This window comes from Streptomyces sp. NBC_00425 (genome assembly GCF_036030735.1).
Taxonomy (GTDB): domain Bacteria; phylum Actinomycetota; class Actinomycetes; order Streptomycetales; family Streptomycetaceae; genus Streptomyces.
This window is the reverse complement of the sequence record NZ_CP107928.1, coordinates 1,433,113-1,453,236: the sequence shown is the minus strand read 5'-3', so window position 1 is coordinate 1,453,236 and position 20,124 is coordinate 1,433,113. Positions and strand designations below refer to the sequence as shown.

Genomic DNA, 20,124 nt, shown 5'->3' with positions numbered 1-20,124 from the left:
GACGCCGACGGAAGTGTTCGACGCGTATGCCGCCGATCACGGCCGCGACCCCGTCCGACCTTCGTGATCACCCCCTGAACCGGGGCCGAACGGTCGGTGCGGTCCGGTCATGCCGGTCCGTCGTCGATGCGGAGGGCCAGGCGGGGGCAGGCGGCGACGGCTCGGCGGGCGTGGGTGCGCAGGTTCTCGGGCACGGTCGGGTCCACGGCGATCGGGTAACCCCATTCATCGAGGTCGATCAGTTCGGGGAGCAGTTCGGCGCACAGGCCCTGGCCGGTGCAGGCGATGCGGTCGATGCGCAGGGTCCGGGTGCGGGTCATCGCCATGTCTGCGGAGGCTCGGCGGACGGTACCGGGATCCGGGGCGGCTGCCGGGCTTCGGGGCAGGCACCGTCGGCGAGGTGCCGACCGACATCGTCGGAGAAGGCGCGCAGGGCGGAGGCGGCCAGCCGGGCGGCGCCGTCCGGGTGGCGGCAGGCGCCCCGGTCCGGCAGTAGACCGGTCCGCCGGTGCAGCCGCGACAGCAGGTCCGCGTCCGCCCGCCCGGCGGCCAGCGCGGTGAAATCCCCGGCCACGGCGGGCAGCCCGAGCCGGCAGGGACCGCACTGGCGGGCACTGTGGGCGGCCAGGTAGGCCAGCATCCGGGCCGTCTCGGTCAGTCCGCAGGCCGAGCGGGGGAGCGCTATGAGTACTCCCGCGCCGGGTGCGGCGCCCAGGGGGGCCAGGTCGCGGCGGGCGAGCGGCGTGTGCAGGTGGGCCTCGGGGAGCCAGGTGCCGGCGAACCCGCCGAGCAGGACCGCGTCGAGTCGTTCCGTGGGCCCTCCGGCACGGTCGAGGACGGTGGTGAGCGGCGTGCCGAGCGCGACCTCCCGTACCCCCGGAGCGGCGACGGCTCCGGAGACGGTGACGAGGGTGGTGCCGGGCTCGTCCGGGGTGCCCGCCTGCCGGAACCAGTCGGAGCCGTAGCGGGCGACGAGGGCGAGGTGGGCGAGTGTCTCGACGTTGTGGACCAGGGTGGGGCGGCGGTCGACTCCGCGTTCATGGGGGCGTGGCGGGCCGCCCTCCGGGCGGGCGGGACCCCCGTTGAGCCAGCGCACCAGCGAGGTCGACTCGCTGGACACGTAGGCGTGCGGCAGAGTGTGCAAACGCAGTCGTACCGGATCGACGCGGGCGCGTCGGCGCTCCTCCACGGCGGCGTCGAGCTGCTCGTGCCGGGTCGAGCGGTCGCGGGGCAGGCACACATGGACGGTGTCGGCGCCTATCGCCGCCGCGGCGAGGACGGCCCCGTCGAGGACGAGGTGGGGTGCCACGGTGAGCAGGAACCGGTCCTTGCCGCTGGCCGGCTCGCTTTCCATGGCGTTGACGACGACCACGGCGCGCCCACGCCGTTCCGCGACCGCACGCAGTTTGCGGGCGGTGGGGAAGCCAGCCCCGCCGCGTCCGGTGAGCCCTGCCGTCTCGGCGGCCTCCACCAGCGCCGCCGAGCCGTGGGCGGTGAGGACCGCGGCGACGGGCGACGGCCCGTGGCGCTCCAGATGATCGGCCAGGGTGGCCGCCCGCCCGGTGGCATGCCAGGCCGCCAGAAGCCTGAGGGCGGCGTCGTGCCGCACGGGTGAGGGCCGGCGGGTCGTGTGCTGTGTCACGGCAGAGGAGTTCGGTGTCAGGGCAGAGGAGTTCACTGTCCACCCCCGAGGAGGATCGTCGTCGTGGCGGCACGGTGGGCCCAACCGGGCTGGAGCGGCCCGGCGGTGAGGAACGCGGTCAGCACGACCGGTACGGCGGTCGCGGTCACTGCGGCCACCAGGCGTCCGGCGACCCGTCCCGGGCCGGCTTTCGCCAGTCGCCACCACACGGCGCCGACCACCGAGGCCAGGCATCCGACGTAGAGCCACAGCTGAAGGGGGAGCCTGGTGTCGGTGCCGCTGCCGACGCCGTGGAAGAGGGCGAGAGGCCAGGCTGCGTACGCCAGCCAGTGCACTGCCTTCCAGCGCCGCACACCCATCCGCAGCCGCAGCGCGCTGGTGACCAGCACCGCGAGCAGCAGGTCGAGCGCGGTCGTGCCCAGCCCGAGCCACAGCGGACGGTAGGACGCCGCGAACGGCACCACGGACACCGCCCACACCAGATGCACGAACGGATCGAGCAGCGCGGTCACCACGTGCACGGCGAGGAACACCAGGGTGAGCAGGGACAGGTTGCGGTGCAGCCGTCCGATCTCGAACCGGCCGATGCCGCGTGGCGCGGCCCGCCCGCCGGAGACGACCCCGAGCACCACGGTGGCGGTGAGCAGGATCAGCGTGAGGGTGCCGCTCGCCCGGCTGGCGTACCACAGAGGGCTGCCGGTCAGAGCCAGGGCGGTCATCGCGAGCCTCCGGCGTCAGAGGGGTGAGCGTCGGGCGGCCAACCACCCAGGCGTACGACGGTGCCGTCGAGACGCACCAGACGGGCAGGCAGGGCGGCGGAGCGCAGCCAGTCGAGGGCTCCGTCGCCGAGGACGATCGCCGCTGTGCTCGCGGTGTTGGCGTCGACACAGGTGCCGGCGGTGACGGTCACCGTGCGCCAGACGGGGGCGGCGGGTTCCCCGGTGACCGGGTCGACGATGTGGTGGAGGGTGCGTCCGGCGCGTCGCCAGGTGCGCACGCTGACACCGGACGTCGCCATCGCGCCTCCGGTCACGGCGACGGTCGGCCCGCGGCCGGAGGCCGGCTCGGCGTGATCGTCCGCCAGGGAGATCCGCCAGCCGCCCCGAGGGGTCGGGCCGTCTGTCGCGAGGTCGCCGCCGAGGCTGACCAGGACCCCGCAGCCGGTGGCCGCGGCGGCGCGCTGTGCGGCGCGGTCGGATGCGAGGGCCTTGGCGGTGGCGCCCAGGTCGAGGCGCGTGTGCGGCGGCAGGCGCAGCCGGCGGGTCCGGGCGTCGAAGGCGATCCGTTTCCAGCCGGTGGCGGGACGGCCGACGGGTACGGGGCGTGCGTCGTCGGGGCGCAGGGAGACGAAGGTGCGGTCGTAGCCGAGCGCGATCACGGCGCTCCCCACGGTCGGGTCCACGGCGCCGGCGGTGAGCCGGGCGGCCCGCAGCGCGGCCTGGAGGGCTTCGGCGAAGCGTTCGGTGACCGCCGTCGGGGTGCCCGCGCTCAGGTTCACCCGGGTGAGCTCGGAGTCGGGCCGGAAACGGCTGCACGTGAGGTCGACGGCGGCGAGCTCGGCGCGCAGGACCGCCTCCGCGGCGGGCAGGGCGCGCGGATCGGTCACGAGCAGCACGGCTGTGGTGCCGAGGGCCTGGAAGGCGGCTCGGGCGGGAGGCGGCGCCAGGGTGCCCATGGTCAGGACGCCCCCGTCGTCGCGTGCGGCTGTCGCGGGGTCGCGGAGGGCGGCGGGGACGGGGACAACGGCGCCGGTGACGCGGCGGCGGCCGTGCCCCCGTCTTCGTTCTCGTCGTCCTCGTGACCGCCGCCCCGGCCGTGTTCCTGGTCGTCTTCTCCTGCGGTGGTGGAGGAGGACGCAGCGTGCCCGGGAACGGGTGGGGTCGTCGGCGCGGGAGTGGCCGAACCGCCCGGCAACAGGTGGGTGTAGAGGCCGCCCAGGGCCGCCGTGCCCGCGACGGCGGCGACGGCGATCCACCGGGTGAGGCGGCGGGTCCGACGCAGGCCGCGCTCGCGTCCTTGCGGGGAACGCGGGGGAGGGACGGGCTGGGCGAAGTCGTCGGGCGAGGGTGACATGGCGGCGGCTCCTCGTGGGTCGGCGGCCCGGTTCGGCTGCGTGCACCTCCAGGCTGTGCCGACGGCACACGGGAACTCGCTCACGACCTCTTCAGAACCCGTAAAGATCTCCGGCCCACGGTCCTCCGCGGTCCCGGCCCCCGGTCCTCATTCCGGCCACAGCGGCAGATCCAGTACGACGGTCAGACCGCCGCCCGGTGTGTCCTCCAACCGCGCCGTGCCGCCGTTGACGGTGACCAGCCGGTGGACGATGGCGAGCCCCAGGCCGGTGCCCCTGGCCTCCGTATTGCCGAACCGGCGGAAGGCGACCGCCTTCGCTTCGTCGGACATGCCGGGACCGTCGTCGATCACGCGCACGCTGCACGACCCCTGGGCCGTCCGAAGGGCGACCGTCACGCTTCCCCCGCCGGGAACGGCCTCCACGGCGTTGGCGATCAGGTTGTCGAGGATCTGCTCCACGTGACCCGCGCCCAGCGCGGCAGTGGGCGCTGGACCTTCGGGCGCGGTCAGCCGGATGTCTCGCTCCTCGGCCACGGGCGACCAGGCGGCCACCCGCTCGGCCACCACCTCGCGGACCCGCACGGCGTCCGGACGCGGTGTGGCCTGTTCGGCGCGTGCCACCGCCAGCAGTCCGTCGACCAGCCGGGACAGCCTTGCGACCTCCTGCTGGGCGGCGGCCAATTCCGCGGCGGTGTCGCCCTCGGCCCCGGCGGACAGCACGTCGAGCCGCAGCCGCAGCGCGGTCAGCGGGGTGCGCAACTGGTGGGACACGTCCGCGATCACGGCCCGGTGGCCGTGCACCAGGGCCTCCGTGCGGGCCGCCATGGTGTTGAAGGTAGCGGCCAGGCGGCGGACCTCCGGCGGTCCGTCGCCGACGTCGGCCCGCTCGTCGAGAGCGCCCTCGCCGAGCCGTCGGGCGGTCGAGTCCAGAGTCGACAGCGGGCGGCTCACCCAACGGGCGAGACGGATGGACAACAACACGGATGCGGCGAGCCCTGCCACGCCGATCACGGCGGACCAGCCCCAGATCGCGGTGACACGGGCATGCAGCGGTGTCGCGGACCGGGCTAGGACGACGGCGCCGGCGGGCTGCCGGATCTCACCGGCGGGTTCCGCGGTCAGCAGCCGGCCCTCGTCCTCCGGCCCTTCGGGCTCCTGCCCGGCCAGAACCCTCGTCACCAGCTCCTGCGCGTCTTCACCCCGGGCCGCCGTACATGGAGTGCTCGCGACCAGGTGGCCGGCGGCGTCGTACACGGCGGCGCAGTCGCCCGAGCGGGCGGCGGCGGCCAGCTCCCCCCGCACAGCGGCCGCCGACTTATGATCGGAAAGGTGTTCCTCGGCGGCCGCGGCGATCACGCGGGTGGCGGCCCGCTGGTTGTCGCGGAAGGCCACGCGCTCGCGGGCCGTGAGCGAAACCCCCAGCGGGACCACGGCCAGCACCAGCAGCATAGAGGTCAGGACCAGGAGAGCCCAGGTGATCCGACGGCTCACGACTGCTCCCCGGCCGCCCCGAGCCGGAACCCGTGCCCGTAGACGGTCTCGATCAGCCCCGGCACGCCCAGCTTGCGGCGCAACGCCGCGACGTGCACATCCAGCACTTTGGTGGGGCCGTACCAGTGGGCGTCCCAGGCCCGGTCCAGGATCTGCTGCCTGCTCACCACCCGGCCGGGGTCAGCGACCAGGCACTCCAGGATGCCGAACTCCTTCGGCGTCAGCGCCACCGCTTGGCCGTCCACCGAGACCTGGCGGGTGCGCAGGTCGAGTTCCAGCGGACCGTGCCGCAGGATCTCCGGCCCGGTCGGGCGTCTGCGGCGCAGCACGGCCCGGATCCTTGCGAGCAGCTCCGCCAGCCCGAACGGCTTGACCAGGTAGTCGTCGGCCCCCTCGTCCAGGGCCACCACCCGGTCCGCCTCCTCGCCCCGTGCGGTCACCGCGATGATCACAGCGTCCGACCGGGCCCGCAGCCTGCGGCACACGTCGACGCCGTCGATGTCGGGCAGCCCGAGATCGAGCAGTACGACATCGGGACTGGGCGACGACAGCGCCTCCCGCCCGGTCCGGACGCCATCGACGACGTATCCGGCCTGTCGCAGCCCGCGCACCAGCGACTCTGCGATGCCGCGGTCGTCCTCCACGACCAGCACCCGCGTTTCCTCGGCCCCGCTCATGGCCTGGGCGTTCATGCCTGACACCCGCCTTCCGGACGAGGGGATCGACGGCGGCGACTCCTCTTCCAGCCTGCGCCTACGCCGGTGCCGACGGCAGGGGCCGTTGGTCCCCTTACCGGTCTCGGTGGCCGGGCCGGCCGGGACGGGGAGCGAGCCGAACGCGCCCGCCCCGCGAGCCGTTCGGCGGGCTGCTGGGGTTCAGAAGAAGCTGAGAGGTTCCTGTGCCAGGCTGACGCGTCGTACCGGCCGCCACGGGGAGACCGTGCGCGCGTCGTTTCCGCACGGATCACCTTCTGGAGGAAACACCTGATGAGCCTCACTGTCGTCAACGGGCTGCCCGCACACGTTCTGATCGTGCACTTCGTCATCGTGCTCGTGCCTTTGAGTGCCTTGGCGGTCGTGGTCGGCGCGATATGGCCGGGCGCGGCGCGGCGGATGGGCGTGGTGCTGCCGTTGCTGGCGCTGGTGACGCTCGTCAGTGTGCCCCTGGCGACGCAGGCGGGCGAGTGGCTGGAGGAGCATGTGGACGGCAATGCTCTGGTGCGCAGGCATGCCGAACTCGGCGACGGGTTGCTTCCCTGGGCTGCGGGTTTGTTGGTGCTGGCGACGGCGATCTGGTGGACGGCCCGCAGGTCGGCCGCGGCCGAGGCCGGATCCGGGGAGGGGGGCCGGCTGATCGCGGCACGGTCCGCGACGGCCGTGCGTGTCGTGACAGTGGTGCTCTGTCTCGGGGTGGCCGCGGGCGCGATGGTGGACGTGTACCGGATCGGGGACTCCGGGGCCAAGGCCGCCTGGCAAGGCGGGTTCTCCAAGACCGCCCGGGGCGACAACGGCTGACGCAGTGACACGGGCTGATGCATGCGGCACCGCGACGTCGGCGCGAGCCTGGCCGGGAGATCTCCCGGCCAGGCCACGGTGACGCCGCCGTCCGGGTAGTTGCCCTGGACGGCCTGGACGACTCCGCCGCCCTCGTCAGCGGGCCGCCGGAAGGCGTGCGGCCCGCTGACGGGCCGGGTGACTCCAGCCTGCCTGCCTCTGCGCCTGGCGGGTGGACATCCGGTTCAGGCGCCCTTTCGCAGGCGACCAGAAGAACTCCGGCATCTTCGGCGAGTACGACACCAGCAGGTTCTGCGGTAGGTCCGAGGCACGATCGGAGGTCATGACGCCGGGCTGCGTGAGCGGCTGCCGAACCAGGGGGCCGAGGGGCGGTCACCCGGCGAACTCCGGGTGATCGGCCATGTCCGCGGGACCTCGGCGGCCGTCATGGTGCCGGAGAGCGAGATTCCGAGGCCGACCGCCGGGCTTCGCTGGGACTTCCCGGCGTCACTTCGCCCGGTGTTCCCCCGCTTCCGGCTGCTCCAGGTGGGAGGCGATGACCGCGGCCTGGACCCGGCGCTGCACGCCCAGCTTGGCCAGGAGGCGGGAGATGTGGTTCTTGACGGTCTTCTCGGAAAGGTAGAGCTTCTTGCCGATCTCGCGGTTGGTGAGCCCCTCGCCGATGAGGGCCAGGATGTCCCTCTCGCGCGGTGACAGGCCCGCCAGCTCTGACGGCACGGCGGGGGTGTCCTGCGGGTCGGCCCGCAGCGAACGCATCAGGCGGGCCGTGGTCGCGGGGTCCAGCATCGACTGGCCCGACGCCACCGTGCGCACCGCCGAGACGAGGTCGGACCCCTTGATCTGCTTGAGGACGTAGCCCGAGGCACCGGCCATGATCGCGTCGAGCAGGGCCTCCTCGTCGTCGAACGAGGTCAGCATCAGACAGGCCAGTTCCGGCATCTGGCTGCGCAGCTCCCGGCAGACCGAGATGCCGTCGCCGTCCGGCAGCCGCACGTCGAGGACGGCGACGTCGGGGCGCAGCGCGGGGCCCCGGGCGAGGGCGTGGTCGACGGTGCCCGCGTCGCCGACCACCGAGATGTCCGGTTCGGCCTCGAGCAGGTCTGCCAGGCCACGGCGGACGACCTCGTGGTCGTCCAGCAGGAACACCCGGATCGGGTTCTGTTCGCTGAAGGCGCGTGGCTGCTCTGGCATGGTGACCCCTCGTTCCCCGGTGGAGGACAGACTGCTAGCTGCCCGTGAGTCCGATCATCACGCGCAGGGTCCGAATGCACCAGGGCCGACCGGCCCTACTCCTGCACGGGCGGCATCCGTGTGAGGTCGAACGCCACATCCACGACCCCTTCCACCGCGCGGACCAGCCGTGCCGCCACCGGCACCAAGGCGGTGTCCCGGACCTGGCCGGCGAGGTTCACGACGCCGTCCAGTACCTCCACGCGCACGCACGAGTCCGGGGTGGGGAAGAGGTACGACACCACCTCGCGCCGAACCTCGTCGGCGATCTCGTCGTCGGCGCGGAGGAAGACCTTGAGCAGGTCGGACCGGCTGACGACGCCTTGCAGCAGACCCACGTCGTCGACCACGGGAAGCCGCTTGATCCTGGCGTGGGCCATGGTCCGGGCGGCCTGGGCGAGCGTGGTGTCCGGGCGGACGGTGAGGGCGGGGGAGGTCATGAGCTCCCCCGCGGTCACGGCCCCGGCCTTTGCCAGGTCGGACAGACGGCGCAGCTGGGTGTACCGGTCGGGGTCACTGTCGCGGAACTCCTCCTTGGGCAGGAGATCGGCTTCGGAGACGACACCGACGACCCGGCCCTCGCCCTCGATGACGGGCAGGGCGCTGACCTTCCAGTCCTGCATCAGCTGCACGATCTCCTTGAAGGCCGCCCCTCGGCCGATCGCGGCGACGGTATGGGTCATGACATCACTGACGATGTGCGGGGTGCCGTGCATGGCCTCTCCTTCGGTATCCGTCGGTATCGGCCGGGTCAGACGAGGTGGCCGGCGCCGTGAGGGGCGTACAGGTCGAGGAGGCGGGTCCTGGCGGAGCGCAGACGGTGGGCGAGGACCCGGCCCACCCACTGGCCGACCTCGTGACCCAGGGCCGGGTCGTCCCGGCACATCGACCGGACGGCCGTGGCGTCGAACTCGTAGGCTCGTACCGGTGTCATCGCCTCGGCGCCCATCTGCCAGGCGTGCGGCGGGAACAGCCAGGACCAGCCGACCAGCTCGTTGTGGCCGAGGCTCTCGATGACGGCGGCCCGACGGCCCGGCACGTGCATGTCGAGTTCGACCCTGCCGGTGCGGATGATCCAGAAGCGGTCGGCGCGTTCGCCCTCTTCGAACAGACGCGCTCCCTGGGGGACGGAGACCTCGCGGGCGAAGCGCATGAGCCGCTCGCGGTGTTCGGCGGACAGCGAGCGCACGATGTCGGGGGTGGAAGTGGCGAGCATGACATGCCTCCCTTGCGGGCTTCGAACGTGCAGTGCCAGCGTGCGCTCGGCCCTCGGCGAGGACCATGGGCCATGTGGCCCAGTGACTTCGTCGTCGTGACCCTGGGCGCACTGACCCTGGCCCTGACCTTCGGGGCACTGTCGAGCGGCTCGTCCGCGGGCTGCGCACCCACCGCGTCGGCGGCCGGCGCTAGCGGAACGCCCACCGCCACCAGGACTGACCACCGGTCCCACACGCTCAGGACAGAGGAAGACGCCAGGCCATGAACACATTCAAGGCCGTACTCGTCGCCACCCTGGAGGACTCCTGCCATGCGTATCGTCGTCGCCCTCGGCGGCAACGCCCTGATGCACCGGGGCGAACGCCCCGACGCCGCGGTCCAGCAGGCCAACATCGACCGGGTCGCCACCGCCCTCGCCGCCCTGGCCCACGAGCACGAGATCGTCCTCACCCATGGCAACGGCCCTCAGATCGGCCTGCTCGCGATGGAAAGCGCCATCGATCCGGCGCTCACCGCCCCCTACCCCCTCCATCTGTCGGGTGCCCAGACCCAGGGCATGATCGGTTCCCTGCTGGCCTGCACCCTGCACGACGCCCTGCCCGGCCGCCACATCGCGACTCTCGTGACCCACACCCTCGTACGCACCGACGACCCGGCGTTCGCCCGGCCCAGCAAGTTCGTCGGTCAGGTCTACTCCCGGGACATGGCGCGCTCCCTCGCCCGCAAGCGCGGTTGGCGCATCGCGCAGGACACCGTCGGCTGGCGCCGAGTCGTCCTCTCTCCGGCGCCGGAACGGATCCTGGAGACGGACACGGTCCACGAGCTGCTGAACAGCGCCACCATGGTGATCTGCGCGGGCGGAGGAGGTGTCCCCGTCACCAAGGACAGCGACACCGGGGCGCTGACCGGCGTGGAGGTGGTCGTCGACAAGGACCTCACCGCCGCCCTGCTCGCCGAGGACCTGAAAGCCGACTTCCTGCTCATCCTCACCGACGTCCCGTGCGTGTACGAGGCCTACAAGACCCCCGCGCAGCAGCCCGTTCTCGACGCCACGCCCGCCGACCTCCGCCGTGGGGGCTTCCCCGAAGGATCCATGGGGCCGAAGACGGAGGCGGCGGCGCGGTTCGTCGAACGGACCGGAGGACTCGCCGCCATAGGAGCGCTGGACGCGGCCTACGAGATCGTGCACGGCCGTTCGGGAACCTTGGTCCGCCCGGATCTCGCTGCCGGCTGATTCGCGGGAACGGGGAGAGGCCGGGCCGTCCGGCCCTCGGTCCCGGGGCCGGACGGCCGGCCCGTGGGCGCTGTCCGGCACTCCCCGCGACGATCACGAACGACGAGTATCGAGGCGCGCAGGACACGAAACGAGGAGAGGATCGGCGATGACCGCAACCGTGACAGCCGGCGACCGGACCACCGAGGCCTGGCGAGGCTTCGCCGGGGCCCGCTGGCGTGAGCTGATCGACGTGCGCGACTTCATCCAGGCCAACTACACCCCGTACGAGGGTGACGCCTCCTTCCTCACCGGTGCCACGGACCGCACCCGGGCGGTCTGGGAGAGGGTCGGCTCACTGTTTCCGGAGGAGCGTGCGCGCGGCATCCTGGACGTGGACACCGCGACCCCCTCGACGATCACCTCGCACGCGCCCGGCTGGATCGACCGGGACCGCGAACTGGTCGTCGGCCTTCAGACGGACGCCCCGCTGAAGCGGGCGATCATGCCGAACGGCGGTCTGCGGATGGTGGAGAACGGCCTGAAGGCGTACGGCTACGAAGCCGACCCGTTCGTGACCAAGGTCTTCGGCACCTACCGCAAGACCCACAACGACGGTGTCTTCGACGCCTACACGCCAGAGATGCGGACCGCCCGCAAGGTCGGCGTCATCACCGGGCTGCCCGACGCATACGGCCGCGGCCGGATCATCGGCGACTACCGGCGCGTCGCCCTCTACGGCACCGACCGGCTGATCGACGCCAAGCGGGCGGAGAAGGCCGTTCTGGACGGCCGGGCCTCCAGCGAACACGTCATCCGTGACCGCGAGGAACTCGCCGAGCAGATCAGGGCGCTGGGCGAGCTGACGTGTATGGCGGCGACCTACGGCTGTGACGTGTCCCGCCCCGCGGTCACCGCGCACGAGGCCGTGCAGTGGCTCTATCTCGGCTATCTCGCCGCGGTGAAGGAGCAGAACGGCGCGGCGATGTCGCTGGGCCGCACGTCGACCTTCCTCGACGTGTACCTCCAGCGGGACCTGGACGCGGCGACCATCGACGAGACGCGCGCCCAGGAACTGATCGACGACTTCGTGATCAAGCTGCGGATCGTCCGGTTCCTGCGCACCCCCGAGTACGACGCCCTGTTCTCCGGCGACCCGACCTGGGTGACCGAGTCCATCGGCGGTGTCGGCGAGGACGGCCGCACACTGGTCACCCGCACCTCCTTCCGCTTCCTCCAGACCCTCTACAACCTGGGCCCCGCGCCCGAACCCAACCTGACCGTGCTGTGGTCGCCACGACTGCCCGTCGGCTTCAAGGAGTTCTGCGCCCAGGTGTCCATCGACACCAGCGCCGTCCAGTACGAGTCCGACGAGCTGATCCGCCCTCGCAACGGCGACGACACCGCGATCGCCTGCTGTGTCTCCGCCATGGCGGTGGGCAAGGAGATGCAGTTCTTCGGCGCGCGCGTCAACCTGGCCAAGGCGCTGCTCTACGCCGTCAACGGCGGCCGCGACGAGATGACCGGCGAGCAGGTCACCCCCGAGATGCCCGCTCTGACGGGCGAGCACCTGGACTTCGAGGAGCTGTCGGCGGCTTACGACCATGTCCTGGACTGGCTGGCGCGGACGTACGTCAACACCCTCAACGTCATCCACTACATGCACGACAAGTACGCCTACGAGCGCCTGGAGATGGCGCTGCACGACCATCCCGTGCACCGTTTCATGGCCTGTGGCGTCGCCGGGCTCTCCGTCGCCGCCGACAGCCTGTCCGCCGTCAAGTACGCCCGGGTCAAGGTTGTCCGGGACGCCACCGGGCTGGCCGTCGACTTCCTGACCGAGGGCTCGTTCCCTGCGTACGGCAACAACGACGACCGTGCCGACGCTCTGGCCGTCGGCCTGGTGGAGTCGTTCATGGCCAAGGTCCGTCGGCACCCCACCTACCGGGACGCCGAACACACCCAGTCGGTGCTGACGATCACCTCGAACGTCGTCTACGGCAAGCACACCGGCAACACCCCCGACGGGCGCCGGGCCGGGCAGCCCTTCGCCCCGGGCGCCAACCCGATGAACGGCCGGGACCGGCACGGCGTGGCCGCCTCCGCGCTCTCGGTCGCCAAGCTGCCGTACGAGCAGGCCCGCGACGGCATCTCGCTGACCACCACCATCACCCCGGAAGGGCTGGGGCGTGCCCCGGAGGAGCGTGCCGTCCACCTGGTGGGCATCCTCGACGCCTACATGGCTTCCGGCGGTTTTCACATGAACATCAACGTGTTGAACCGGGAGGTGCTCCAGGACGCCATGCAGCACCCCGAGAAGTACCCGGAGCTGACCATCCGGGTCTCCGGATACGCGGTCAACTTCGTCCGCCTGACGAGGGAGCAGCAGCTCGACGTGATCAGCCGCACCTTCCACGGAACGCTGTGAGAGCCATGACCGGATCGACGACCGGGCGGATCCACTCCTGGGACCTGTCCACCGGCGTGGACGGCCCCGGGACCCGGTTCGTCCTCTTTATGAGCGGCTGTCCGCTGCGCTGTCTGTACTGCGCCAACCCGGACACCTGGCACATGCGGGACGGCCGGGAGACGACGGTGGACGAGGTGATGGCGGAGATCGAGAAGTACCGGGCCTTCGTCACCACCGCCGGTGGCGGCATGACGATCACGGGGGGAGAGCCACTGCTCCAGCCGGCGTTCACCGGCGAGGTGCTGCGCCGCTGTAAGGAAGCCGGTCTGCACACCGCGCTGGACACCTCCGGCTTTCTCGGCTCCCGGGCCACCGACGAACTCCTTGCCGACACCGACCTGGTCCTGCTGGACATCAAGGCTTTCGACGTCGGCACCTACCGAAATCTGACCGGTGGTCGGCTGGCCCCCACACTCGGATTCGCCACCCGCCTCGACCGTCTCGGCGCCGCGATGTGGATCCGTCACGTGCTCGTTCCGGGTTGGACCGACGATCCGCAGGCTGTGGACGCCCTGGCCGGGTTCGTCGCGGGGCTCGAGGCGGTGGAGCGGGTCGACGTGCTGCCGTTCCACAAACTCGGGGCTCCGAAGTACGAGTCCCTCGCAATCCCCTTCCCGTTGAAGGACACGCCCACTCCGGAGCCCGAACTGGTCGAGCGGGTGCGAGGTCAGTTCCGCGACCGGGGCCTGAAGGTCTACTGACCTGTCGGCGGGGTGGGGCCGGCGGCGCGTCTCTGGTGAGACGGGGGATACGGCCGGTCGGGAGCCTCGGGAAGACCGTTCTTGCCGACCGAGTCGGTCAGACCGTATGCCCCCAGGTCGTCCAGCAGGTCCTGTTTCACCCGGGCGAGGGCGAACACGATGCCGCAACGGGTCAGTTCGCGGCGCGCACTTCGGCGACTGGGTCCAGGGCGGTGATGCCCACCTCCACGTCGGCCTCGGCGGTCAGGACGAACCAAACGCCTGGCTGCGGGCGCCCGCCGAGGAGGCAGCGCGGTGCGGCCGGCGGGTCCCGACCCCAACGGCCCGCGCACACAGGGCCGTTCGGCCCCACCGGCGCAGACCTTCGGCATCCGGCGCCGGTCGGCGTGCGGGACCAGAGTAAGTCGCGTCAGGCAACGACCCGACCGTCCCCGAAGGGAACCACCACCATGGCCGTCCACGAGCACCCGCACCCGAGTTCCGGCTTTCACCTGCCCTCGTTCCGCAGGAACCGGACCACCCCCGCCTCTGGGTCGGGCGTGTCGGCACGCACCGACACGTACACCGCGCGGGCCTGCGCCTTCGCGTCCCTGCGTCTGCTCACCGGGTTCGTCTTCCTGTGGGCCTTCCTCGACAAGACCTTCGGCCTCGGGTACGCCACCCCCTCCGGCAAGGGCTGGATCGACGGAGGGTCCCCGACGAAGGGTTTCCTCGGTTCCGTCGCCGTCGGACCGATGGAGTCCACCTTCCACTCATGGGCCGGCGACCCGTGGGCGAACTGGCTGTTCATGACAGGTCTGCTCGGGATCGGCCTCGCCCTGATCGCGGGAGTCGCGTTGCGGATCGCCGCCATCGCCGGGACCGCGATGATGGCGCTGATGTGGGTCGCCGAGTGGCCGCCGGCCAGGCATCTCTCGGACGGTTCGGCGAGCATGTCGACGAACCCGTTCGTCGACTACCACTTGATCTACGCCGTCGCCCTGATCGTCGTGGCCGCTGCCGCCGCCGGCGACACCCTGGGCGCGGGTCGGCTCTGGGCCCGCCTGCCCATCGTCCGCGACCACAGCTGGCTGCGCTGAACAGCGCCGACGCGGTTGCCGGTCATCAGGCCCGCCGCGCCGAGCCGCGCAGGGGTCGCTCGGCCCGAATTCGGGACCAGTGGCCCCTGCACGAGGAAGCTCCCGAAGACGACGCTGGAATCGGATCCCTCGCCCCAGGAGGTGGAGATCATGCTCCGCACCATCACCGTAGGTCTCGACGGCTCGCAGGAAAGCCGGGCCGCCGCGGAATGGGCGGCCCGCGAAGCGAAGCTGCGCGGCCTGCCCCTGAAAATCGTCCACGTCTGGGAACCGGTTCCGGAGCCCATGGCTCAGGCCCCGCTCCTTGGAGCCGAGACCCACCAGCACTGGACCGAGAGGATCCCCCGGGAGGCCGCGCAAGGTCTCAGGCTGCGCCACCCCGGCGTCGAGGTGCGCACAGAGCAGGTGTCCGGCCGTCCGGCCGAGGCCCTGGCCGAGGCGGCGGAGAGTGCCGAACTGCTCGTCCTCGGCTCGCGCGGTCTCGGCGGTCTCGGCGGTCTCATGGTCGGCTCGGTCGGCCTGTCCGTCATCGCACACGCGGACCGTCCCGTCGTGCTGGTGCGGGCACTGGAGGTGGCCGCCGACGAGCACGAGCCGGACCCGGTCGGCGTCCCCTCCGCCGCGACTCCCTTCCTGCCCGTGGTCCTCGGGTTCGATGTCGAGCACCCGGACGAGACGCTGATCGAGTTCGCCTTCGACGCCGCCAGGCGCCGGGCGACGCTCCTGCGGATCGTCCACGGCTGGAACCCGCCGCCGTACTACGCCTACGGCACGCCCGTCGACCCCGCGCTGCACGAGGCACTGGCCGCCGCCGCCGCCGAGGCCCTCGCCGAGGCGGTGCGGCCCTGGCGGCGCAAGTTCCCGGACGTGGAGGTCGTCGAGGTGTCCCGCTACGGCAGCGCGGCCGTCCACGTCGTGGAGGCCGCACGCGAGGCCTCCCTCGTGGTCGTGGGTCGCCGGATCCGCCGCAGCCCCCTGGGCGCCCACATCGGTCACGTCACCCACGCCGTCCTGCACCACAGCGCCGCCCCCGTCGCCGTCGTCCCCCACGGCTGACCCGCCCCGGGTCGCTCCCGAACACGAACACGCGCGAGGAGAAGAGAACCATGAAAGCAGCGGTCGTACGAGCGTTCGGCGAGCCCCTGGTCATCGAGGAGCGCCCCGACCCGCAGCCCGGCCCCGGCCAGGTCCGCGTCCGGGTGGAGGCGTCGGGGCTGTGCCACACCGACATCCACGCGGCACACGGAGACTGGCCGGTCAAGCCGAACCCGCCGTTCGTCCCGGGGCACGAGGGCGTCGGGCTGGTGGAGGCGCTCGGCGAAGGCGTGACCCACCTGTCCCTCGGGCAGCGGGTCGCCGTGCCCTGGCTCGGCCGGGCGTGCGGGCGGTGCGAGCACTGCCTGTCCGGCTGGGAGACCCTGTGCGAGCAGCAGATCAACACCGGATACGGCTGCGACGGCGCACACGCCGAGAAGATGCTCGCCTGGGCCGACTTCGCGCAGCCGGTGCCCGACGGCATCACCGCCCTGGAAGCCGCCCCGCTGACCTGCGCGGGCGTCACGACGTACAAGGCGCTGAAGGTCGCGGGCGTCCGTCCCGCCCAGCTCGTCGCGATCTCCGGAGTCGGCGGCCTCGGCCATCTGGCCCTGCAGTACGCGAAGATCGCCGGCGCGACCGTGGCCGCGATCGACGTGACCGACGACAAGCTCCGGCTGGCCACGGAACTCGGCGCGGACATCGTCATCGACGCCCGCACGGAGGACGTCGGCGCGGTGCTCAAGCGGCACGGCGGCGCGCACGCCGCCATCGCGCTCGCGGTGAACGACGCGGCCTTCGAGGCCGTCAACGCCGGCCTGCGGCGCGGCGGCAGGCTCGTCATGGTGGCCCTGCCCGCACACGGCACGGTCCGCGTGCCCGTCTTCGACACCGTGCTGAACGGCACCTCGGTGATCGGTTCGATCGTCGGCACCCGGCAGGACCTCGCCGAGGTCTTCCGACTGCACGCCACGGGCCGCACCGAGGTCGTCTACGAGGCCCGTCCCCTCGCCTCCGTCAACGACTCCATCGACGAGGTGCTGCGCGGCGAGGTCAAGGCCCGCATCGTGTTCGACCTCGGCGCGGGACGGTGAGGACCATGGACCTGCCGATCGTCGTGGGCGTGGACGGCTCGGAGCCGAGCCTGCGGGCCGCCGACTGGGCCGCCGACGAGGCCGCCCTGCGCGGGGCCCCGCTGCGGCTGGTGTACGCCTCCCTCTGGGAGCGCTACGAGGGCGAGTCCCTCGCGGAGGGCATCGGCAAGCCGAGCGAGCAGGTGCGGGCCGAGGACATCGTGCGGGTGGCCGCGGAGCGCGCCCGGCTGCGGCAGTGCGGCGTCGAAATCTTCACCGACGTGCTGCCGGAGGAGCCCGAGTACGCGCTCGTCCGTGAGGGACGCGGCGCCTGCGCGCTGGTGCTCGGCACCCGCGGTCGCAGCGGCCTGGCGGAGATGCTGCTCGGCTCGGTGAGCCTGACTGTGGCCGCGCACGCCGACTGCCCGGTGATCGTGGTGCGCCCCGGCAACGACAACCAGGTCCGTGCAGGTGCGCACCGCCGCGTGGTCGTGGGCGTCGGGGAGCAGGGCGCGGACTCCGCGGCGCTGCGCTTCGCGGTCCGGGAGGCGAGGCTGCGCCATGCGAGCCTGGACGCCGTACGGGCATGGCGGTGCCCCGCGCACGAGAGCACCGACCATCCCCTGCTCGCCGACGAGCCCGCGCGGCTGCATGAACAGCACGCCGTCGAGGTCCTGGACAGGGCGTTGAAGGAGACGCCCGCGGACGTGGACCTGCACCGGCTGACGGTCGAGGGCCCGGCCCGCAGGGTCCTGCTGAACGTCTCGCACGAGGCCGACCTGCTGGTGGTCGGCGCCCGCCGCAACCAGGGACACCTGGGGCTCCAGCTGGGGCGTGTGGCCCACGCGGTCCTGCACCACTCCGGCTGCGCCGTCGCCGTCGTACCCGAGCCGGTGTGAGCGCCGCGTTCTCCACGGCTGTTTCCGTCCAAGACCGTCCGGTGATCCCACGCCGATGACACCCGGAGTCCACCATGTCCAAGGTCGAACACCAGGACGCCACCGCACTGAGCGACGATGAACTGCGCACCCTGGACGCCCACTGGCGGGCCGCCGACTACCTGGCCGCCGGACAGATCTACCTGATGGCCAACCCCCTGCTGACCGAGCCCCTGCGGCCCGAGCACATCAAGCCCCGGCTGCTCGGCCACTGGGGCACCTCGCCCGGCCTCAACCTCGTGTACACCCACCTCAACCGGGTGATCAAGGCGCGGGGGCTCGACGCCCTGTGCGTCTGGGGTCCCGGCCACGGAGGTCCGTCCGTCCTGGCCAACTCCTGGCTGGAGGGCAGCTACAGCGAGACCTACCCGGACGTGCCGCGAGACGGTGCGGGCATGGCCCGGCTCTTTCGGCAGTTCTCCTTCCCCGGCGGTGTGCCCAGCCATGTAGCCCCGGAGACGCCCGGTTCCCTCCACGAGGGCGGCGAGCTCGGCTACTCCCTCTCGCACGCCTACGGCGCCGCCTTCGACAATCCGGACCTGCTGGTCGCCTGCGTGATCGGCGACGGCGAGGCGGAGACCGGGCCGCTGGCCGCGGCCTGGCACTCGAACAAGTTCCTCGACCCCATGCATGACGGAGCGGTGCTGCCGATCCTGCACCTCAACGGGTACAAGATCGCCAACCCGACGGTGCTCTCCCGCCTGCCTGAGTCCGAACTCGACGACCTCCTGCGGGGGTACGGCCACGAGCCGATCCACGTCACCGGCGACGACCCGCTCCAGGTGCACCGTGCCATGGCGGCGGCGATGGACGACGCCCTGGACCGGATCGCCGTGATGCAGCGGACCGCACGCGAGGACGGCGTCACCGAGCGCGTGCACTGGCCCATGATCGTGCTGCGCACGCCGAAGGGCTGGACCGGCCCCGCCGAGGTGGACGGCGTCCCCGTCGAGGGCACCTGGCGCGCGCACCAGGTCCCCCTGGCCGGGGTCAGGGAGAACCCCGAGCACCTCCGCCAACTGGAGACGTGGCTGCGCTCCTACCGGCCCCAGGAGCTCTTCGGCGCCGACGGACGGCCCGTCGCCGACGTCCTCGCCTGCGTCCCCGACGGCGCCAAGCGGCTCGGCGCCACGCCGCACGCCAACGGCGGCCTGCTCGTCCGCGACCTGCCCCTGCCGGCGCTCGACGAGTTCGCCGTGCCCGTCGACAAGCCGGGCACCACCCTGCACGAGCCCACCCGGGTTCTCGGCGACCTCCTCGCCCGGGTGATGAAGGACACCAGCGGGCGCCGCGACTTCCGGCTGGTCGGACCCGACGAGACCGCGTCCAACCGGCTCCAGGCCGTCTTCGACGTCAGCGGAAAGGCGTGGCAGGCCGAACACCTGCCGGTCGACGAGCACCTTGAACACCATGGCCGGGTGATGGAGATCCTCTCCGAACACACCTGCCAGGGCTGGCTGGAGGGGTATCTGCTGACCGGCCGGCACGGACTGTTCTCCTGCTACGAGGCGTTCGTCCACATCGTCGACTCGATGGTCAACCAGCACATCAAGTGGCTCAAGACATCCAGGGAGTTGGCCTGGCGTGCGCCCATCGCCTCCCTCAACTACCTGCTCACCTCGCATGTCTGGCGGCAGGACCACAACGGCTTCTCCCACCAGGACCCCGGCTTCGTCGACCACGTCCTCAACAAGAGCCCGGACGTCGTGCGCGTCTACCTGCCGCCGGACGCCAACACCCTGCTGTCGGTGGCCGACCACGTTCTGCGCAGCCGTGACTACGTCAACGTCGTCGTCGCCGGCAAGCAGCCGTGCTTCGACTGGCTGTCCATGGACGACGCCCGCGCGCACTGCGCCCGCGGCGCCGGGACCTGGGAGTGGGCCGGGACGGACCACGGCGGTGAACCCGACGTGGTCCTGGCCTGCGCCGGTGACGTGCCCACCCAGGAGGTGCTCGCCGCCGCCCAACTGCTGCGCCGACACCTGCCGGACCTCGCCGTCCGCGTGGTCAACGTCGTCGACATGACCCGGCTGCTGCCGCGTGAGGAACACCCGCACGGCATGAGCGACTTCGAGTACGACGGCCTGTTCACCACCGACAAGCCGGTGATCTTCGCGTACCACGGCTACCCCTGGCTCGTCCACCGCCTCGCCTACCGCCGCACCGGCCACCGCAACCTGCACGTACGCGGCTACAAGGAGTCCGGCACGACGACGACGCCGTTCGACATGGTCGTCCGCAACGACCTCGACCGCTACCGCCTCGTGATGGACGTCATCGACCGCGTTCCCGGCCTCGCCGTGCGGGCCGCTGCCGTACGCCAGCAGATGGCCGACGCACGCACCCGGCACCAGGCCTGGATCCGCGAACACGGCACCGACCTGCCCGAGGTCGCCGACTGGACCTGGAACAGCTGACCGCCCCTCACCCCGACCCTCACCGCCCGG

Annotated in this window: 19 protein-coding genes and 1 pseudogene; 9 read left to right on the top strand and 11 right to left on the bottom strand. The window is 72.0% G+C overall.

The annotated features are described in order from the left end of the window. Positions 1–107: 107 nt before the first annotated feature. The 7 genes from OHS82_RS06325 to OHS82_RS06295 form a co-directional block, all read right to left on the bottom strand. Entirely contained in the window at positions 108–326 is a 219-nt protein-coding gene (locus tag OHS82_RS06325) for a ferredoxin (RefSeq protein ID WP_242433092.1), read from the bottom strand. Continuing rightward, entirely contained in the window at positions 317–1,642 is a 1,326-nt protein-coding gene (locus OHS82_RS06320) for an NADH-ubiquinone oxidoreductase-F iron-sulfur binding region domain-containing protein (protein WP_107105175.1), read from the bottom strand. Before OHS82_RS06320 ends, OHS82_RS06325 begins: the two co-directional genes overlap by 10 nt. A gap of 32 nt (positions 1,643–1,674) precedes the next feature. Then, positions 1,675–2,361, bottom strand: a complete 687-nt coding sequence (locus tag OHS82_RS06315; RefSeq protein WP_328433459.1) for a ferric reductase-like transmembrane domain-containing protein — start codon at positions 2,359–2,361, stop codon at positions 1,675–1,677. Continuing rightward, positions 2,358–3,317 (bottom strand): FAD:protein FMN transferase, encoded by a 960-nt coding sequence (locus tag OHS82_RS06310; protein WP_057577653.1) that lies wholly within the window; start codon positions 3,315–3,317, stop codon positions 2,358–2,360. Before OHS82_RS06310 ends, OHS82_RS06315 begins: the two co-directional genes overlap by 4 nt. Positions 3,318–3,319: 2 nt before the next feature. After that, complete coding sequence (locus OHS82_RS06305; RefSeq protein WP_057577652.1) at positions 3,320–3,715, bottom strand: hypothetical protein; 396 nt, start codon at positions 3,713–3,715, stop codon at positions 3,320–3,322. 147 nt (positions 3,716–3,862) lie between these two features. Beyond that, on the bottom strand, positions 3,863–5,206 hold the full coding sequence (locus tag OHS82_RS06300; RefSeq protein ID WP_328433458.1) for a sensor histidine kinase: 1,344 nt from the start codon (positions 5,204–5,206) through the stop codon (positions 3,863–3,865). After that, positions 5,203–5,898, bottom strand: coding sequence for a response regulator transcription factor (locus OHS82_RS06295; protein WP_328433457.1), 696 nt, complete (start codon positions 5,896–5,898; stop codon positions 5,203–5,205). Before OHS82_RS06295 ends, OHS82_RS06300 begins: the two co-directional genes overlap by 4 nt. Positions 5,899–6,192: 294 nt before the next feature. Here OHS82_RS06295 and OHS82_RS06290 point away from each other — a divergent pair, with 294 nt between their 5' ends. Then, positions 6,193–6,720 carry a DUF2231 domain-containing protein gene (locus OHS82_RS06290; RefSeq protein ID WP_328433456.1) on the top strand — a complete coding sequence of 176 codons (528 nt, stop codon included), beginning with the start codon at positions 6,193–6,195 and terminating at the stop codon, positions 6,718–6,720. Between the two features lie 486 nt (positions 6,721–7,206). Here OHS82_RS06290 and OHS82_RS06285 read toward each other — a convergent pair whose 3' ends face one another. The 3 genes from OHS82_RS06285 to OHS82_RS06275 all read right to left on the bottom strand — a co-directional run bounded on the left by OHS82_RS06285 (position 7,207) and on the right by OHS82_RS06275 (position 9,166). Next, positions 7,207–7,911, bottom strand: coding sequence for a response regulator (locus tag OHS82_RS06285; RefSeq protein WP_057577643.1), 705 nt, complete (start codon positions 7,909–7,911; stop codon positions 7,207–7,209). Positions 7,912–8,006: 95 nt separating this feature from the next. After that, a complete protein-coding gene (locus OHS82_RS06280; RefSeq protein WP_328433455.1) occupies positions 8,007–8,666 on the bottom strand; it encodes a CBS domain-containing protein in 660 nt (219 codons plus the stop codon). A gap of 35 nt (positions 8,667–8,701) precedes the next feature. Further along, entirely contained in the window at positions 8,702–9,166 is a 465-nt protein-coding gene (locus OHS82_RS06275; protein ID WP_328433454.1) for a Crp/Fnr family transcriptional regulator, read from the bottom strand. Between the two features lie 312 nt (positions 9,167–9,478). On the opposite strand from OHS82_RS06275, the gene OHS82_RS06270 reads away from it, so the two are divergent. The 3 genes from OHS82_RS06270 to pflA all read left to right on the top strand — a co-directional run bounded on the left by OHS82_RS06270 (position 9,479) and on the right by pflA (position 13,552). Further along, positions 9,479–10,402 (top strand): carbamate kinase, encoded by a 924-nt coding sequence (locus tag OHS82_RS06270; protein WP_328433453.1) that lies wholly within the window; start codon positions 9,479–9,481, stop codon positions 10,400–10,402. A gap of 148 nt (positions 10,403–10,550) precedes the next feature. Beyond that, positions 10,551–12,809, top strand: coding sequence for a formate C-acetyltransferase (gene pflB / locus OHS82_RS06265; protein WP_328433452.1), 2,259 nt, complete (start codon positions 10,551–10,553; stop codon positions 12,807–12,809). A gap of 5 nt (positions 12,810–12,814) precedes the next feature. Beyond that, on the top strand, positions 12,815–13,552 hold the full coding sequence (gene pflA, locus OHS82_RS06260; RefSeq protein ID WP_057577634.1) for a pyruvate formate-lyase-activating protein: 738 nt from the start codon (positions 12,815–12,817) through the stop codon (positions 13,550–13,552). Between the two features lie 55 nt (positions 13,553–13,607). Here the strand turns inward: pflA and OHS82_RS43440 are convergent. Next, positions 13,608–13,817, bottom strand: a pseudogene (locus OHS82_RS43440) (sodium-independent anion transporter); the annotation flags it as partial. Positions 13,818–14,001: 184 nt separating this feature from the next. Here OHS82_RS43440 and OHS82_RS06255 point away from each other — a divergent pair. From OHS82_RS06255 to OHS82_RS06235, 5 genes are all read left to right on the top strand, one after another. After that, complete coding sequence (locus OHS82_RS06255) at positions 14,002–14,631, top strand: DoxX family membrane protein (protein WP_328433451.1); 630 nt, start codon at positions 14,002–14,004, stop codon at positions 14,629–14,631. Between the two features lie 150 nt (positions 14,632–14,781). Continuing rightward, positions 14,782–15,687 carry a universal stress protein gene (locus OHS82_RS06250; protein WP_328433450.1) on the top strand — a complete coding sequence of 302 codons (906 nt, stop codon included), beginning with the start codon at positions 14,782–14,784 and terminating at the stop codon, positions 15,685–15,687. A gap of 50 nt (positions 15,688–15,737) precedes the next feature. Beyond that, a complete protein-coding gene (locus OHS82_RS06245) occupies positions 15,738–16,760 on the top strand; it encodes a zinc-dependent alcohol dehydrogenase (protein WP_057577630.1) in 1,023 nt (340 codons plus the stop codon). A 5-nt stretch (positions 16,761–16,765) separates the two neighbouring features. Beyond that, positions 16,766–17,638, top strand: a complete 873-nt coding sequence (locus OHS82_RS06240; RefSeq protein ID WP_328433449.1) for a universal stress protein — start codon at positions 16,766–16,768, stop codon at positions 17,636–17,638. Positions 17,639–17,712: 74 nt separating this feature from the next. Then, on the top strand, positions 17,713–20,094 hold the full coding sequence (locus OHS82_RS06235) for a phosphoketolase family protein (protein WP_057577627.1): 2,382 nt from the start codon (positions 17,713–17,715) through the stop codon (positions 20,092–20,094). Positions 20,095–20,124 lie beyond the last annotated feature (30 nt).